Origin of the sequence: Pseudonocardia sp. T1-2H (assembly GCF_038039215.1) — a bacterium.
GTDB lineage: Bacteria > Actinomycetota > Actinomycetes > Mycobacteriales > Pseudonocardiaceae > Pseudonocardia.
Genome location: NZ_JBBPCL010000001.1, coordinates 4,399,630 through 4,415,467 on the forward strand (window position 1 = coordinate 4,399,630; position 15,838 = coordinate 4,415,467).

Below are 15,838 nucleotides of genomic sequence, written 5' to 3' on the forward strand. Positions count from 1 at the left end.
CTGAAATCGCCCGACGCCCGGGCGGTGCTCGAGCGGCTGGTGCGGTGGGCCGACGTGCTGGTGACCAACTTCCCGCCGCCGACCCGGGCCAGGCTGGGCCTGGAATACGAGAGCCTGGCACAGCTCAACCCGCGTCTGATCTACGCCGACGTCACCGGCTTCGGCGAGACGGGACCGGACGCGGACAAGCCCGGCTTCGACGTCACGGCCTACTGGGCACGCAGCGGGCTGATGAACCTGACGCGCCAGCCCACCGCCCCCCCGGCGCTCAACGTCTTCGGCGCGGGCGACCATTCCACGGCTATCAGCCTCTTCGCGGGAATCATGACCGCGCTCTACCGCCGCGAAAAGACCGGCCAGGGGGCCCGCGTCACCGCCTCGCTGATCGCTGAAGGGGCCTGGGCAGCGGGCTGCTGGCTGCAGGCCGTGCTGGCCGGGGCGAGTGATCCGCAACCGGTCGATCGGCGCCATCCGCCCAACGCCCTGGGCAATCTCTACCGCACCGCGGACGACCGCTGGCTGCTGCTGGTCTTCGCCAACGAGGACAAGGAGGTCCCCCTGTTCCTCAGGGCCATCGGCCACCCCGAGGCGGCCGAGGACCCGCGCTTCAAGGACTCCCCCAGCCGACACGCCCACGCCGATGTGCTCGCTGAGCTGCTGGACAAGGAGTTCGCCACTCGACCGATGGCCGACTGGCGCAAGGTGTTCGACGCCGCCGGCCTCACCTACGGGGTCGTCCAGACCCTCGAGGAGACCGCCCACGACCCCCAGTTCACCGCCGCCGGGGTGTTCGTACCCGTCGACGACGGCAGCACCGAGCCCCTCCTCACCATCGACAGCCCCGTGCGGCTGGACCAGGAGCAGAAGGTCCGCCCGCGCCCGGCCCCCGCCCTCGGCGAACACACCCAGGCCGTGCTGAGCGAGCTCGGCTTCGACGCCGCTGACATCGACGAGCTGCGCACCGCAGGGACGATCCCGCACAGCTGACGGACCGAGCCGAGCCCGGACGACGACGACCTCAGGGACACACCATGACCAACACACCGACCACCAGCGTGGTCCCGACCTCCGACGCCCCCACGGTGCAGACCCAAGATCACGATGGCGTCCTCGTGATCACGATCAACCGGCCGAAGGTGCGCAACGCCGTCGACGGCGCCACCGCCCGCGCGCTTGCCGAGGCCTTCGACCAGCTCGACGCCCGCGATGACCTCGCGGTCGGCGTGCTCACCGGCGCCGGCGGCGCTTTCAGCGCCGGGATGGACCTCAAGGCCTACGCGGCCGGCGATACCCCTGTCATCCCTGGCCGGGGCTTCGCCGGCCTCACCCGCGCCCGACCGCGGACCCCGCTCATCGCCGCCGTCGAGGGCTGGGCGCTGGGGGGCGGCACCGAGATGGCACTCGCCTGCGACCTCATCGTGGCCGCGCAGGACGCCACCTTCGGTCTCTTCGAGGTCACCCACGGCCTGGTCCCCCCGAAGGGGGCATCGTGCGCCTGCCCGAACGCATCCCTCGCAACATCGCCCTGGAATTGCTGCTCACCGGGGACCCACTGCCCGCGATCCGAGCCGAGCAGCTGGGCCTGGTCAACCACCTCACCGCACCCGGCGAGGCCCTCGACCGCGCCGTGGAACTGGCCACCCGGATCGCGCGCAACGCCCCGCTGGCCGTGGCGGGCATCAAACGCGCGGTGACCGAACGCACCGCATTCGACGACCAGGACGCCTTTCAGCAGCAGGACCGGATCGTCGCACCGGTCCTGGCGTCCCAGGACGCGCAGGAGGGAGCGCGGGCCTTCGCCGAGAAACGCCCACCCCACTGGCAGGGCCGCTGAGCGCGGCCACCGCGCCCGCCGGACCGGCTCCGGCCGGCGGGCACCGGCCATCCCTGAGACGAGAAACGCAGGCCCCACCATGCGCATGCAGGACCTAGCGCAGAAGCTCACCACCCCACTGGACGCTCCGGCCTTCCTCCGCGGCCCCTACCGCTTCACCGACCGGACGTACCTCACCATCACCTACCGCACCGATCCACGGGCACTGGAGCGCGTCGTCCCACCCCCGCTGAAGGTCCTCGATCCGACGGTGCGCTTCGAGGTCATGCGGATGCCCGACGTCACCGGGCTAGGTGACTACACCGAGGCCGGCCAGGCGATCTCGGTCGAATACGAGGGAGAGCGCGGCGAGTTCAACCTCGCGATGTACGTGGACAGCTTCCCTGCCATCGCCAGCGGGCGCGAGATCGGCGCCTTCCCCAAGAAGCTCGGCAGTCCGAGGCTGATCGTCGACTCCGACACCCTGGTCGGCACGCTCGACTACGGCTCACTGCGGGTCGCCACCGCAACCATGGGCTACAAGCACGCCCCGCTGGACGCCGACCAAGCACGCGACGAGCTCTGCAGCGCCACCTTCATGCTGAAACTCCTGCCCGGCTACGACGGCGAACCACGCATTAGCGAGCTCGTCCGCACCCAGATCAAGGACATCACGGTCAAGGGCGCCTGGACCGGTCCCGCCCGGCTCCAGCTCTTTCACCACGCCCTGGCACCCCTGGCCGACCTACCCGTCCTGGACGTCCTCGCCGCCAGCCACGTCCTCACCGATCTCACCCTGGGCCCCGCCGACGTCGTCCACGACTACCTCACCCACTGAGTCCGCCCCGGCCGCACACCACCAGGAGCCCACCGTGACCGACACCTCCGCCGCACCGCGCGGCCCCCTGGACGACTACCGGAACGTCAGTGTGATCGGCGCCGGAGTGATCGGAGCATCGTGGGCCGCCCTGTTCCTCGCCCGAGGCCTGACCGTCACCGTGACCGACCCACGACCCGACGCCGAGAAGCAACTACACGATCAGGTGCACGACACCCTCCCCGTCCTGCGTGCACTTGGCCTGCCTGTCACAGACCTCACCCGCAACCTGCGGTTCGAGACCGACCTCGACAAAGCCGTCGTGGACGCCGACGCCGTGCAGGAGAACGGTCCCGAGCAGCTGGACTTCAAACAACGCATCTTCGCCCGGATCGAAGAGGCCACCCGCCCCGATACGCTGCTACTCAGCTCCACCTCCGGCATCCGCGCGACCCGGATCGCCGAGGCGATGAAGCAGCCCGGCCGGCTCGTCGTCGGCCACCCGTTCAACCCGCCGCACCTGATCCCGCTGGTCGAGGTCGTCCCCGGGGAGAGGACGGACCCGGCTGTCGTAAGGCGCGCTGTCGCCTTCTACACTGCGCTCGGCAAGAAGCCACAGGTCCTGCACAAAGAAGCACCAGGGTTCGTCGCCAACCGACTGCAGGCCGCACTCTTCCGGGAGGCAGTCCACCTAGTCGCTCAAGGCGTGGTGACCGAGCAGGAGCTCGACTCCGTCGTCACCTCGTCGATCGGTTTGCGCTGGGCCGTCGCCGGCCCCTTCCGCACCTTCCAGCTCGGCGGTGGCCCCGGTGGCCTTCCGTACTTCCTGAAACACCTCGGCCCGGGCCTCGAGAGCCTCTGGCAAGACCTCGGTTCCCCCCGCCTGGACCAACCCACCGTCGAACTGCTCGGCGAGCAGGCCCGCGGTGACGAATCGATCGCTGTTCTGGCAGCCGAACGAGATCAGGCACAGATCAAGCTGATGCAAGCCCTGGGGCAGACGCCGCCGGACGACCTCGCGCCGGCGACGCGCTGACCTATCGGCCGATCACCCGCCGACGGCCGCGACCGGCAACCGTGGTTCCCGGTGCCGGGATGAAGGGTCGTTACGTCTGGACGGGTCGCAGCACCACGGATCCGAGGCAGTGGCAGACCCGCAGCGCCAGTTCCACGTCCCCGCGTCGGTCCTGGCTCGGGCGGCCGAGCGCTACCTGCGCCTTGCGGATCCGATACCGGACGGTGTTCTTGTGCAGCGTCAGGCGTTCCCCTGCGGCCACATAGCTGCCCTTCGAAGTCAGGAAGACCCGCAGCGTCTCGCGGAGTCGTTCGCTGGGCTCGTCGTCTGTGGCCAGCGCGCCGAGAACGAGCCACACCCAGCCACGGGTGGCGTCGAGATCGGCGCACAGCAGGGCGACCGGGCCGACCTCGGCAAAGCTGGTGACCTGTACGCCCGGGCGTGCCGCGACGGCGACGTCCTGCGCCCGCAGCGCCTGCTGGTGGGTCTGCCGGAAGCCGTCGACGCCGGCCGCAGGCTCGCCGACGGCGACACGCGCCGTCGAATCCTGGGCCGCGACGGGTTCGGCCAGCCGCTCCCACGCGAGGTCCGTGCGGCTGCCCATGGACAACCACGACCAGGCCACCGACTCATCGAACGGCACGAACAACGGCTTGCCCGGACAACCCAGCTCGTCGGCGAGAACCGTGGTGAGCCGGTCGAGCCTGGTCAGCCCTTCGCCGCCCGGCGTCGCTTCGGGCATCCAGGAGATCAGGCCCATGTGGTGTTGACGCAGCCGATAGCCCAGCGCCGCCTCCGTCCGATCGAGGTCGACCCGTTCCTGGTCCAGCAGCGCCCGCACCCGGACGGCCCGCACCGCGCCCTGGGTCAACAACCATCGGTCCCGCTCGTGCTGGTACGCCGAGATCATCTGTTCGGAGATCCGGTCGATGTAGCCGAAGCTCTGATCGAGCAGGCGGCGGATGACCGCCCGGACGACCGCGGGGTCATCGGTCTGCTGCGGGACCTCGTCCAGGCACCACTGCAGGAACCGGGCGTGACCGACGCGGTAGGCCCGGACCAGGGCGTGCAGCGGGATGCCGCGCTGGGCGACGCGCCGGGCGTACTCGACCGCGGCCGCAGGAGCGTCGAGGGTGTCCAGCGCCATCCCGTGTTCGAGGACGTCAAGGATGGTGGCCACGTTGGCCTCGACGCTGGCGGAGAGCAGGCTCACGAGAGCGTCGTCGCCGTTGAGCTCGGGGATGTCGTCGACCAGGCGCTGCCAGAGGTCGTGACTGACCTCGACGAGCCGCAGGCTCACGGCCGCCATCGCGGCCGAGACCTGCCGGTCGATGGGATGGCCGGCGCCGTCCACCGGACCATCCTAGGGCCGTTGGCCTGCACTCGGACCTGCTGCGCGCGGCGAACCGACGCCGGATCGCCGGCCGGGCCGGCGCGGCCGAGACGGACCAGATGCTCTCCACCTACATCGTCGAAGTGGGGCCTCTGGCGACGTCCACCGAGTGACGGACCACAGGCGACGCTGCGGGCACATGTTCGGGTCAACCGAGAAGCGACTGTGGCATTCGGCCCCGAGCTCCGCGGTGCGCCGTGAAAGGGGTGGAGAAGACGGGTCCTCACCCCATCCGTTCCAGCACGGGCCGCATCGGCGGCGCGGCGGTGAGTCGAGGTCGGACCGGAACGTCGTCGGCAGCATGCGTACTGGAACTCTCGACGCCGGACTGCTGGGCGCTACCTCGACACTGTCATTTCGTGGCGCCGCGGCGCGGACGCCGTCGAGGAGCTGCGAGGGTGCTCAGTGCTCCGGGGGGCCTACCGGGCCGCGGTCGGGAAGACCGGCAGCACCGGCTTCTTGAACGTCGCGTTGACGACCCCGGCGAACGAGGCGTACCAGGCCAGCACCGCGGTGAGGATGCCGAAGTAACCACCGAGCCGACTGACCCCGGCCGCACCGGAGTACGCCCCGATGGTCAGCAGGACGAACGTCGCCAACAGAGCGATCAACACCGCGGCCACCGCGCCGGACACCCGGACCGAGGCGACCGTCATGTAGGCGGTGAAGATGGTCCAGGCCAGCAGGAACAATCCCGTCGCCGATGCCGCGTCGGCGGCAGGCAGCCCGGGGGCGATGAATTTGACGTAGGCGGCGAAGGACAGCCAGAACGCCCCGTAGGAGGAGAACGCCAACGCACCGAAGGTGTTGGCCTTGCGGAACTCCCACATTCCCGCGAGCAACTGGGCCAGCCCGCCGTAGAACAGCGCCAAGGGCAGCACCACCGGCTCGACGGACTTGGGTGCCAGCCCGGCGTTCACACAGCTGAGCACGAAGGTGGTCATCGCAAACGCGGCCAGCCCGAGCGGTCCGGGATCGGCGATATGGTCGACTGGGCTGTGTGGACGGACCTCGAGCGGCTCGGAAGCGGTGTCCTCGGAAGCGGGGCCTCCGGAGGCCGAGCGGGTCATGATCTACTCCTTCCGATCGATGCTCCTGACAGGAGGCATCGGGACCATTCCTTCGCACGGGGTACCCCGACGGAGGGTTGTGACCACCAGCTGCCCTCGCGAGGCCTTGCTCGCGGACATCGACGCGCGGAAGACGGTCGTGCTAGCCGTTCTCGACGAGCTCGGCCGCAGTGCGGACGAGCTGTCCGCGTTGTCCGCGATTCCGGTCAAGAAGGTCCGGGCCCTGCTGCGCACCCAGCGCCGCAGCACCTCGGCGCCAGCCGAACCGGCCGTCCCGGCGGTGGTGACGAGGGACAGCCGAGACAGCCTTTCCCCGAGTCGGGCAGGGCCTCCGCGCGTCCCCGTCCGGACCTGCAGGCCGCGGACGGGCGTCGGTTCGCAGGCCGCGGCCGGCCCAACGACGACACCGGCAGGCGGGAAGGCGGCCACCGCGCGGTGGCCGCCGTCCTCGGCTGCGTAGTCACCGCAGGGGCCCGCCAGCTCGAGGGCGAGTTCGCGCTCCTCCTCTCGGGCCCCGCTCCTGGGACCGGCGCTGCAGTACCGCCGTGGTCGCCGGCTCGATGCCCAGACGCTCGAAGGCGAGGCGAGCCGTTCGCTCACCGTCCACCCGGGCCTCGAGCGCAGCCCCGCTGATCCTCTCCTCGGCGGAGCAGATCGAGCACTGCGACTCGTCCATTCCGCACTCGCGGGTGTGATCGTCGGTTTCACGGCTTCGGGCGCAGCCGCTCGGCCAGCCGTGCGGTCTCCTGCACCACGGCGACCGGGGTCAGGGACCGCAGCTCCTCGGGGTCCGCGCCGATCGATCCGGACCGCCGGCGCGCGTAGAGGATGCGGCGACGCGGCCGGACCGCTCGGGCCCGGCCGCACTCGCCCTCCGCTACAGCGCCGTACCGCGCACCGCGCGCTCCGCGCGCAGCCCCGACCGGCGTCCGCCGACCAGCCCGAACCCGTACGCGGCCGCGATGTAGGCGGCGACCAGGAGATCCCAGCTCACGCAGGAGACCGGGTAGGCCTCGGGCGTGAAGGAGCGGCCCGGGCCGACGTGGTGCAGCAGCATGTCCCACACCGGGTGCAGGGCCCACCCCGCCGCGAGCCACATCGGGGAGCGGCGGATGCCGAGCACACCCATCCCGCCGTAGATGGCGATGCCGACGACCTCGCCGATCAGCCAGGCGGTGCCCGCGTCCGCGCGTGAGGCGAACATGAGGTAGAAGAAGGCGGCCGCCACCAGGACGAAGGCGAGCCAGACGCGCCCGATGACGTCGTGGACGAAGCGGGACAGGACGAAGGCGACGAGGGACACGACGGCGCCGCCGATCGCGCCGTTGATGAGCCAGTCGAGTACCACGGTGGTTCCTTCCAGGAGGGGGCCGGCTCAGCCGGCGGTGACGGTGAACGGGGCGGTGATGACGGAGCCGTCGGCGAGCCGGAACTGGGCCCACAGGCGGTATGTGCCGGGGGCGGCGAAGCGGGCGTGGAAGCCCAGCTCGGGGCCGAAGGTCTGGCCGGGCAGGGCGAACACCGGGTCGCCCTCGGCGTCCTCGACCTCGGCGTGGCCGTGGGCGAAGGCGCCGCCATCGGCGCGCAGGGACACGACGTGCCCGGCGGCGGCGAGGTAGGGCTGCAGGTCGTCGACGGGGCGCCCGGTGGCGGCGTCGGCGAAGGCGAAGCGGAACTCGCTCTCCTCCCCGGCGCGGGAGTCGCCGCGCAGGGTGACCCGCACCCCGGCGACGACCACCTCCCGTGGCCCCTCGAGCACGGGCTCGGCGGCCGGGGCCGGTCCGGCGACGACGACCTCGTGCGCGTCGACGACGTCGTTCATCTCGCCCTGCCGGCGGAACTCGGTGTGGATCGCGTACCGGCCCGGGGTCGGGAACACCACGTCGACGGCGAGCTCGCCGGGACGGCCGGTGGGCTCGGGGTGGACGTGCGCGAACGTGGCGAGGTCGGCGCGGGTCGCGATGAGGTGCATCCACGCCTGGTGGCTGCGGACGACGTCCTCGACGGGCGCGCCGTCGGCGGTCCGGGCGGTCGCCACGACCCGGGTGGGCTCACCGGGGCGGGCGTCGGCGGGGACCTGCAGGTCGACCCGCAGGCCGGCGTCGTGCGCGTCGACCGGGTCGACGTCGGTGGTCATCATGACCGACATCGCGGTGCGCATCGGCATGCCCGTGCTCTGCATCCAGGCCAACACGCCGTTCATGCCGCGCTGGGCGAAATCGGCGCGGGACAGCGCGGTCAGCCCGGCTCCGACGGCGAGCGCGACGGCCGCGACGGCGAGCAGGTAGCCGTAGTCGGCCAGCCGCGTGCGCAGCGGCGGGCGCAGGATCTCCGCGATCCCGGCGGGCGGTGCGAACCGGCGCAGCCGCAGCGCGTTGCTGACCACGCTGACCGAGCTCATCGCCATCGCCGCGGCGGCGAGGACCGGGTCGAGCAGCAGGCCGTCCCACCAGTACAGCGCGCCGGCCGCGACGGGGACGAGCGCGAGGTTGTAGCCGAACGCCCAGCCCAGGCCCTGCCTGATCGTGCGCACGGTGCGGCGGGCCAGCGCGATCGCGGAGACGATGCCGCGCAGGTCGCCGCCGACCAGGGTGATGTCGGAGGCGGCGATGGCGACGTCGCTGCCGGTGCCGATCGCGATGCCGAGGTCGGCCTGCGCCAGGGCGGGGGCGTCGTTGATGCCGTCGCCGACCATGGCCACGACGTGCCCGTCGCGCTGCAGCGCGGCGACCCGCGCGGCCTTCTGGTCGGGCAGCACCTCGGCGATCACGTGCTCGATGCCGACCTCGGCGGCGACCGCGGCCGCGGTGGCGGCGTTGTCGCCGGTCACCATCCACACCTGCAGCCCGAGGGCCTCGAGCTGGGCGACCACCTCGCCGGACTCGGGCTTGACCGGGTCGGCGACCACGACGAGCCCGGCCGCGGCGCCGTCGACCGCGACGAACATCGGGGTGCGGCCCGCCTCGCCGGCCGCGGTGGCGTCGTCAGCGAACGCGGTGACGTCGACGCCGTCGCCCGCCATCAGGGCGCGGTTGCCGGCGAGCACCCGTCGTCCCGCGATGGTGGCGGTGACCCCGTGCCCGGGCACGGCCTCGAAGGACTCCACGCGGGGCAGGCTCAGCCCGCGGTCGCGGGCGGCGGTGACGATCGCCTCGCCGAGCGGGTGCTCGCTGCCGATCTCGGCGGCCGCGACCAGCGCGAGCAGCTCGTCGGCCGCCCAGTCCTGGGTGCGGACGTCGGTGACGGTGGGCCGGCCGCGGGTGATCGTGCCGGTCTTGTCCAGGACGACGGCGGTGAGCCGCCGCGTCTGCTCCAGCGCCTCCCCGGAGCCGATGAGGATCCCGAGCTCGGCGCCCTTGCCGGTGCCGACCATGACCGCGGTCGGGGTGGCGAGCCCGAGCGCGCAGGGACAAGCGATGATCAACACGGCGATCGCGGTGCCGATCGCGAGGGTCAGCCGGCCGGTGTCCGGGCCGAACGCCGACCACCCGGCGAAGGTCGCGGCGGCGAGCACCAGCACGGCGGGGACGAACCAGCCGGAGACCCGGTCGGCGAGCTGCTGCATCGGCGCCTTCGCGCCCTGGGCCTCGGACACCAGCCGCACGATCTGGGCGAGCGTGGTGTCCTGCCCGACGGCGGTGGCGCGCATCACGATCGAGCCGGTGCGGTTGAGGGTGGCGCCGATGGCCCGGTCGCCCACGACCTTCTCCACCGGCAGGCTCTCGCCGGTCAGCATGCTTTCGTCGACGGTGGTGGCGCCGTCGGTGACGACCCCGTCGACGGGCACCTTCTCGCCGGGCCGGACCCGGACCAGGTCGCCGACCACCACCTCGTCGACCGGGATGTCGACCTCGTCGCCGTCACGCAGCACCCGCGCGGTCTTCGGCGCGAGGCCGACCAGCGCGGTGACGGCCGCGGTGGTCCGCTTCTTCGCCCGGGCCTCCAGCCAGCGCCCGAGCAGCACCAGCGCGATGATCACCAGCGAGGTCTCGTAGTAGACGTGCAGCGGCAGCCCCCACCGCTCCGCCGCAGCGGGCCACAGGGTGACGAACGCGCTGTAGCCGTAGGCGACAGAGGTGCCGAGGGCCACGAGGGTGTTCATGTTCGTGGCGCGGTGCCGGGCAGCGGCCCACGCCGCGGCGTACACCGCCCGGCCCGCCCAGAACTGCACGACGGTGGCGACGACGAGGATGGCCGGCATCAGCCAGTCCATGGCGTCGATCGGCAGCGGGACGTACATCAGCACCATCAGCCCGAGCCCCGCGGCCAGGGCGACCTGCCAGCGGCGGGCGAGCCCGGCGAGCTCGGCGTCGCGGTCGTCGCCGTCGTCGGGCTGGGCCGGGCGCTCGGCACGGGGAGCGGGTCCGCGGACGGTGCCGGTGTACCCGGCGGCCGCGACCGCGGTGGTGAGCTGCGCCGGCGTGACGAGGGCGGGGTCGTAGTCGACGGTGGCGACCTCGGTGGCGAGGTTGACCTGCGCGTCGGCGACGCCGTCGACCCGGCTCAGGGCCTTCTCCACGCGGCGGACGCAGGAGGCGCAGGTCATGCCGCCGATGTCGAGGGTGCATGTGGTGAGGGCGGGGGCGGTCACGACCGCACCTCGCAGTGGTGGCCGGTGTACTCGGCGCGGCGCAGCAGCATCGCGGCGGCCATCGCGGGCAGCATCAGCACGTGCCCGCCGATCATCATCGTGCCGGTGGAGATCAGCCCGGCCCACATCGGCGGGAACAGCACGACGAACGGCAGGTACATCGAGGCGGCCATCTCCAGCGTGGCCGGCCAGCCGTGGCCGCGGAACCGCATCCACGCGCACATGGCGATGGACATGTTCGTGGCCATGACCAGTGCCATCGGCTCGGGGGCGTGGAGGAACGCGGTCCAGCCGAGGGCGTCGCCGGCGAGGGACCACAGTGGTCCGAGGGCGACCATGCCGATCACCATCGCCACGACCATCTCCAGGTAGTGGCGGACGAAGTGGCCGGTCGGGGTGGTCGGGCGCAGCAGGGTCTTCACGGACAGGCTCCTGTTCGGGGGAGGGGTGATGTACGCGCGGCGGGTGGTCACGCGGCGCGCGGAGAGGTCCGCCGGGACCCGGCGGCGGTGGTACGCAGGTCGGCGGTGATCCGGTCGGCGGCGTCGCGGCCGACGAGCCCGAGCAGCGCCGAGCCGCGGCTGGTCTGCCAGTGCCGGCCGATCGCGGAGAGGCCGGGGGCGGGGGTGAGGCCGCGCTCGTGCAGGTGCCATGCCACGGCCGGCCCGGCCCCGACCACGGCGACGTCCAGGACCGGGGTCACGGCGCGACCTGGTAGCCGGCGTCGGCGATGGCGGCGCGCACCTGCTCGGGTGCCGCCGCGCCGGACACGTGGACGGTCGTGGTGGCCAGGTCGACCTGGACGGCGGTGACCCCGGCGACGTCGCCGACGCTGCTCGAGATGGCGCGGACGCAGTGCTCGCAGGTCATGCCCGGCACCCGCAGCTGCAGTTCTCCCACGGGAGGTTCCTCTCTCCGGTGGCGGTCGCGGACCGACCGCCTGGGATCGAGGTTCAACGGGGGCGCTGTCCCGCCCCTGTCCCGGCGCTGTCCGGACGATCTCGTGCCGGACAGGCCGGGACAGGCCTAGCCGCCCTTGTCTTCCGTATCGTCACCGCGCCGGCGCCCCACCCGGCGATCTCGCCGCGGATCGGCAGCCAGTGGTAGGGGATGAATGCGGCGATCACTGCCACCCCGAGAGCAGGGATCACGAGGCCCAGCAGGGTTCCGGTGGCGATCCAGGCGAGGGCGAGCCGGCGTCGACCTTCCCGTTCCGCGAACAGGTTCCGACACCGCCCGAGTGTGCGGGACCGGAGGCCGCTGCACGCGCAGCCGAGCGGGTGCGTCGACCGCTCGAACCCGTTGCCTACGCACCGACCTGCAGGCTCACCTCCCGGAGGCCACCGGATCAGCGTCGATGGCGCGTCCCTGCGCGAGGGCCCTCGCGAAGGCCTCCTCGCCGAGCAGCGCCGTCGCGCCGGCGCAGGCGCGGTCGGCGTCGGCCTGCTCGACGGCGTCGGCGGGCCGCTGGGTGCGGTCCCGCTCGGCGGCGGCCGCGGCGAGCATCCGGGCCGCCTCGAGCCCGTCGCCGCCGGCGGCCGCGACGCAGGCCAGTCCCTCCAGCGCGGCGGGCCGGGCGATCGGGCCGCCGAGTTCCAGCGCGCGCCGGTGGGCGGTCTCCGCGGCGGCGAGATCGCCGGAGATCTCGAGCACGTGACCGAGCTGGGTGAGCAGCGTGGCCGCCAGGCCGCTGATCCCCGCGGCGACCAGCTGGTCGGCGGCGGCGGCGAGTGTGTCCCGGGCGGCGGCCAGCTCGCCGCGGCGGCGGGCCACGATGGCGCGCGCGAGGGCGGCGAACGCCGCGCCAGGGCCGGTGCCGAGCCGCCGCGCGGTGTCCTCGGCCTGCGCGCACAGGCGCAGGGCGCGGGCCGGGTCGCCGGACAGCAGCGCGCAGTAGGCCAGGTCGGCCTGCATCCACTGCAGGGTCAGCAGCAACCCGAGCTCGGCGGCGATCGCGGCGGAGCGCTCGATCACCGGCACGGCATCGGCAGTCCGCCCGGCCCACCGCAGTGCCGTACCGAGGTGGCCCAGCACCGCGGACTGGCCCCACCCGTCGCCGAGCTGCGCGAAGCCGGCCGCCGCCTGCTCGGCCAGCCGCTCGGCGTCGCCGAACGGGATGGTCCGCGCCCGGAACCCGATCTCGGCCCGGACGAACGCGGCCAGCGCCAGCCCCCACGCGTCGTCGGTGCCGCGCAGCGCCTCCTCCGCGGTGGCGAGCAGCTGCTCGGCCCCCTCCGGGTCGGCCCCGCCGACGCCTTCGACGGCCAGCAGGACGCGCGCGTAGGCCGCCGGCTCCGCGGCGCCCGCCTCCTCGGCGGCGGCCAGGCTCGCGGCCGCCTCCTGCGCGCAACGGGCGCTGGGGTGCACCACGCACGCACCGGGCCGCCACACCAGCGAGGCCGCCTGGTGGGCAACGGCGCGGGCCGCGGGCGACCCGCCGACCGTCACGCCCAAGACGGCGTCGACGAAGCGGCGGCCCTCGTCGTGGCGGCCGAAGTACCACCACCAGCCCAGGGCCCCCACCAGCCGCAGGCCCACGTCCGGTGCGTCGGTGGCATGCTCGAGCGCCCACGCCAGCGCCGCATCGATGTTGTCGCGCTCCGCGCGCAGCCGCGCCAGCGCAATGTGCTGGCCGCAGCTGCGCAGCTGCGGGGCGGCGGACTCGGCGAGGGCCAGCACCGCCTCGGCGTGCCGGCGGCCGACCGCGGCGCGCTCGCCGGCGGCGTCGAGGAGCCGCCCGGCGTAGGCACGCACGGTTTCCAGCATGCGGAACCGGCCGTCGCCGCCGTGTGCGCCGACCACCAGCGACCGGGCCACCAGCCGGCCGAGCACGTCCAGCACCGTGCCGGCGCGCAGCGGCGCCCCGGCGCACGCGGCCTCCGCCTGCTCCAGGGTCCAGCCCCCGCGGAACACCGCCAGGCGCCGGAACAGGACCTGCTCGTCGGCGTCGAGCAGGGCGTGGCTCCAGTCGAGGGTCGCCTGCAGCGTGCGGTGCCGCGCGGCCGCCGTGCGCGGCCCGGCGGTGAGCAGCGCGAACCGGTCCGACAGGCGCTCGGCGATCTGCTCGACCGGCAGGACCGCGACCCGGGCCGCGGCGAGCTCCAGCGCCAGCGGCAGCCCGTCGAGCCGGCGGCAGATCTCCGCGACCGTGCCGATCGTGGACCCGTCGAGCACGAACGCCGGGTTCACCGACCACGCCCGCTCGGCGAACAGCCGGATCGCGTCGTTGGCGGCCAGCTCGTCCGCGCTCGCCCCGGCCGGCGGGACGGGCAGCGGTCGCACCGGGAGCTGCACCTCCCCGGGCACCGCCAGGGGTTCGCGGCTGCTGGCCAGCACGTGCAGCGACGGGCACCCTGCGAGCAGCCGCTCGACCAACGCGGCGCACGCGTCGACGACGTGCTCGCAGTTGTCCACGACCAGGAGCAGGTGGCTGCCGTGCAGGGCGGCGGTGAGCCGCTCGACCGGGTCGACCGCGGCGTCGCCGGCCAGCCCGAGCGCGTCGAGCACCGCGGCCGGGGCCCGGGCCGGGTCCTCCACACCGGCCAGCTCCACCAGCGCGACCCCGTCGCGGAACCGGTCGGCCACCGCGCGGGCCGCCTCGGTGGCGAGCGTCGTCTTCCCTGCGCCACCCGGCCCGGTCAGGGTGACCAGCCGCCGCGCCTGGCACAGCGTCGTCACCCGCTCCAGCTCCTCGTCGCGCCCGAGCACCGCGGTCAGCCGCGCGGGCAGCGACGCCGTGGGGCGGGGCGCCGGGGCGGGCGGCGCGGCGAGGTCGGGATTCTGGCGAAGGACCGCGTCGCGCACCGCCTCCAGCTCCGGCGACGGGTCCAGCCCGAGCTGATCGGCCAGTGATCGGCGGAGATCGGCGTACACCTCCAGCGCCTCGGCCTGCCGCCCCGCCTGGTACAGCGCGGTCATCTGCCGGCCGCGCAACCGCTCGCGCAGCGGGTGCGCGGCCACCAGCGGCTCCAGCTCGGCGAGCACCTCGGCGCCGCGACCGGCGGCCAGCCGCAGCTGCGCACGCTCCTCGATCGCAGTCAGTCGCAGCTCGGCCAGCCGGGCCTGCTCGAGCTCGGCCCAACCGCTGCCGGAGAACTCGTCCAGCGGCTCACCGCGCCACAGTCCGAGCGCCTCGGTGTAGAGCTGCTCGGCCCGGCGCGGGCCGGGCTCCCGCCGGGCCCGCTCCACCAGCTCCGCGACCCGCAGCGCGTCCACGCGGTCCGGCCCGACCGCGAGCAGGTAGCCCGGGGCGCGGGTCGTCACGACATCGGCGGCGCCCGCCGCCGCGAGCACCCGCCGCAGCTTCGACACCCGTGTCTGCAGTGCGTTGCCAGGGTCGTCCGGAAGCTCGGCGCCCCACAGGTCGTCGATCAGCCGCCCCGCCGACACCACCTGCCCGGCCCGCAGCGCCAGCAGGGCCAGCAGGGCCCGCTCACCGGCGCGGCCGACGCTGCGGACCTGCCCGTCCAGCACCACGTCGACCGGGCCGAGGACCCGCACCTCGATCAAACGCCCTGCCTCTCGCGCCTTGCAGCCACCGGCCGGTCCCTGAACGCCACAACCTCGGACCAACCATAGGCACGGCGGTGGCCGCGAAGGCGCACCCCGTGGCGGACGGCTCAGCGCGTAGAGGGTGCGGACGAGGTCCTCGATGGAGGGCTCGTCCACCGACACGTCCTGCAGTGCCACGCACCGGGCCACGGCCGCGATCAGTTCGGCCGCCGTCGTGCCCGTCGTGAACTCCAGCCGCTGGCGCAGCCCGTCCGCCTCGACGGTCACATCCACCAGCTCTCGGCGAGCGGCAGGTCCCACCACAGCTGGCTGCGCTGGCCGAAGACGACGCCGATTCGGCGGGCCAGCCGACCTGGTGCTGATGAGGCATCTGCTCAACGGGCCGCCCGACTCAGCTGAGACGGCGCGTGCCGTGCGTACGGCGAATGCCCTTGCTTCGGCACCTCGAATCCCGATCAGGTCGGCGGCACGCACCCGCACCTCTGGTCCTGCGGGCACCCTCTCGGCGCAGGGCGAGCGACCCCGCCGCCCAGCCGCGGCCAGAGGCCGCACGGGCAGATTGAGCATGCCGCGGCAAGGGGCGATCGAGACCTACGTCGAAGTCAGCCCGCCGCAGCGTCCAAGTCA

At 73.5% G+C, this 15,838-nt stretch carries 11 protein-coding genes and 1 pseudogene; 4 read left to right on the plus strand and 8 right to left on the minus strand.

Annotated features, from left to right (window positions below; translation table 11 throughout):
- The 4 genes and pseudogenes from WBK50_RS21700 to WBK50_RS21715 all read left to right on the plus strand — a co-directional run bounded on the left by WBK50_RS21700 (nt 1) and on the right by WBK50_RS21715 (nt 3,666).
- Nucleotides 1–987, plus strand: a complete 987-nt coding sequence (locus tag WBK50_RS21700; protein WP_445942384.1) for a CaiB/BaiF CoA transferase family protein — start codon at nt 1–3, stop codon at nt 985–987.
- A 44-nt stretch (nt 988–1,031) separates the two neighbouring features.
- A pseudogene (locus WBK50_RS21705) lies at nt 1,032–1,834 on the plus strand (crotonase/enoyl-CoA hydratase family protein).
- 79 nt (nt 1,835–1,913) lie between these two features.
- Nucleotides 1,914–2,651 (plus strand): acetoacetate decarboxylase, encoded by a 738-nt coding sequence (locus WBK50_RS21710; protein ID WP_341337368.1) that lies wholly within the window; start codon nt 1,914–1,916, stop codon nt 2,649–2,651.
- 34 nt (nt 2,652–2,685) lie between these two features.
- Complete coding sequence (locus WBK50_RS21715; protein ID WP_341337369.1) at nt 2,686–3,666, plus strand: 3-hydroxyacyl-CoA dehydrogenase NAD-binding domain-containing protein; 981 nt, start codon at nt 2,686–2,688, stop codon at nt 3,664–3,666.
- A 70-nt stretch (nt 3,667–3,736) separates the two neighbouring features.
- On the opposite strand, the gene WBK50_RS21720 is transcribed toward WBK50_RS21715, so the two are convergent.
- The 8 genes from WBK50_RS21720 to WBK50_RS21755 all read right to left on the minus strand — a co-directional run bounded on the left by WBK50_RS21720 (nt 3,737) and on the right by WBK50_RS21755 (nt 15,484).
- Entirely contained in the window at nt 3,737–4,999 is a 1,263-nt protein-coding gene (locus tag WBK50_RS21720; RefSeq protein ID WP_341337370.1) for a PucR family transcriptional regulator, read from the minus strand.
- Nucleotides 5,000–5,457: 458 nt separating this feature from the next.
- Nucleotides 5,458–6,108 (minus strand): acetate uptake transporter, encoded by a 651-nt coding sequence (locus WBK50_RS21725; protein WP_341337371.1) that lies wholly within the window; start codon nt 6,106–6,108, stop codon nt 5,458–5,460.
- An 877-nt stretch (nt 6,109–6,985) separates the two neighbouring features.
- Entirely contained in the window at nt 6,986–7,456 is a 471-nt protein-coding gene (locus tag WBK50_RS21730; protein ID WP_341337372.1) for a DUF6010 family protein, read from the minus strand.
- 27 nt (nt 7,457–7,483) lie between these two features.
- The gene (locus WBK50_RS21735; RefSeq protein ID WP_341337373.1) at nt 7,484–10,699 is read right to left on the minus strand and encodes a heavy metal translocating P-type ATPase; all 3,216 of its coding nucleotides are present in this window, start codon (nt 10,697–10,699) and stop codon (nt 7,484–7,486) included.
- Nucleotides 10,696–11,121 (minus strand): hypothetical protein, encoded by a 426-nt coding sequence (locus WBK50_RS21740; RefSeq protein WP_341337374.1) that lies wholly within the window; start codon nt 11,119–11,121, stop codon nt 10,696–10,698. The genes WBK50_RS21735 and WBK50_RS21740 overlap by 4 nt, the downstream gene beginning before the upstream one ends.
- Before the next feature lie 47 nt (nt 11,122–11,168).
- Nucleotides 11,169–11,402 carry a hypothetical protein gene (locus tag WBK50_RS21745; protein ID WP_341337375.1) on the minus strand — a complete coding sequence of 78 codons (234 nt, stop codon included), beginning with the start codon at nt 11,400–11,402 and terminating at the stop codon, nt 11,169–11,171.
- Nucleotides 11,399–11,599, minus strand: coding sequence for a heavy-metal-associated domain-containing protein (locus WBK50_RS21750; RefSeq protein WP_312860042.1), 201 nt, complete (start codon nt 11,597–11,599; stop codon nt 11,399–11,401). Before WBK50_RS21750 ends, WBK50_RS21745 begins: the two co-directional genes overlap by 4 nt.
- A gap of 426 nt (nt 11,600–12,025) precedes the next feature.
- On the minus strand, nt 12,026–15,484 hold the full coding sequence (locus WBK50_RS21755) for a BTAD domain-containing putative transcriptional regulator (protein ID WP_341337376.1): 3,459 nt from the start codon (nt 15,482–15,484) through the stop codon (nt 12,026–12,028).
- Nucleotides 15,485–15,838 lie beyond the last annotated feature (354 nt).

Coding starts and splice junctions, on each gene's coding strand:
- WBK50_RS21710 (WP_341337368.1), top strand. CDS start 1,914: ATGCGCATGCAGGACCTAGCGCAGAAGCTCACCACCCCACTGGACGCT.
- WBK50_RS21725 (WP_341337371.1), bottom strand. CDS start 6,108: ATGACCCGCTCGGCCTCCGGAGGCCCCGCTTCCGAGGACACCGCTTCC.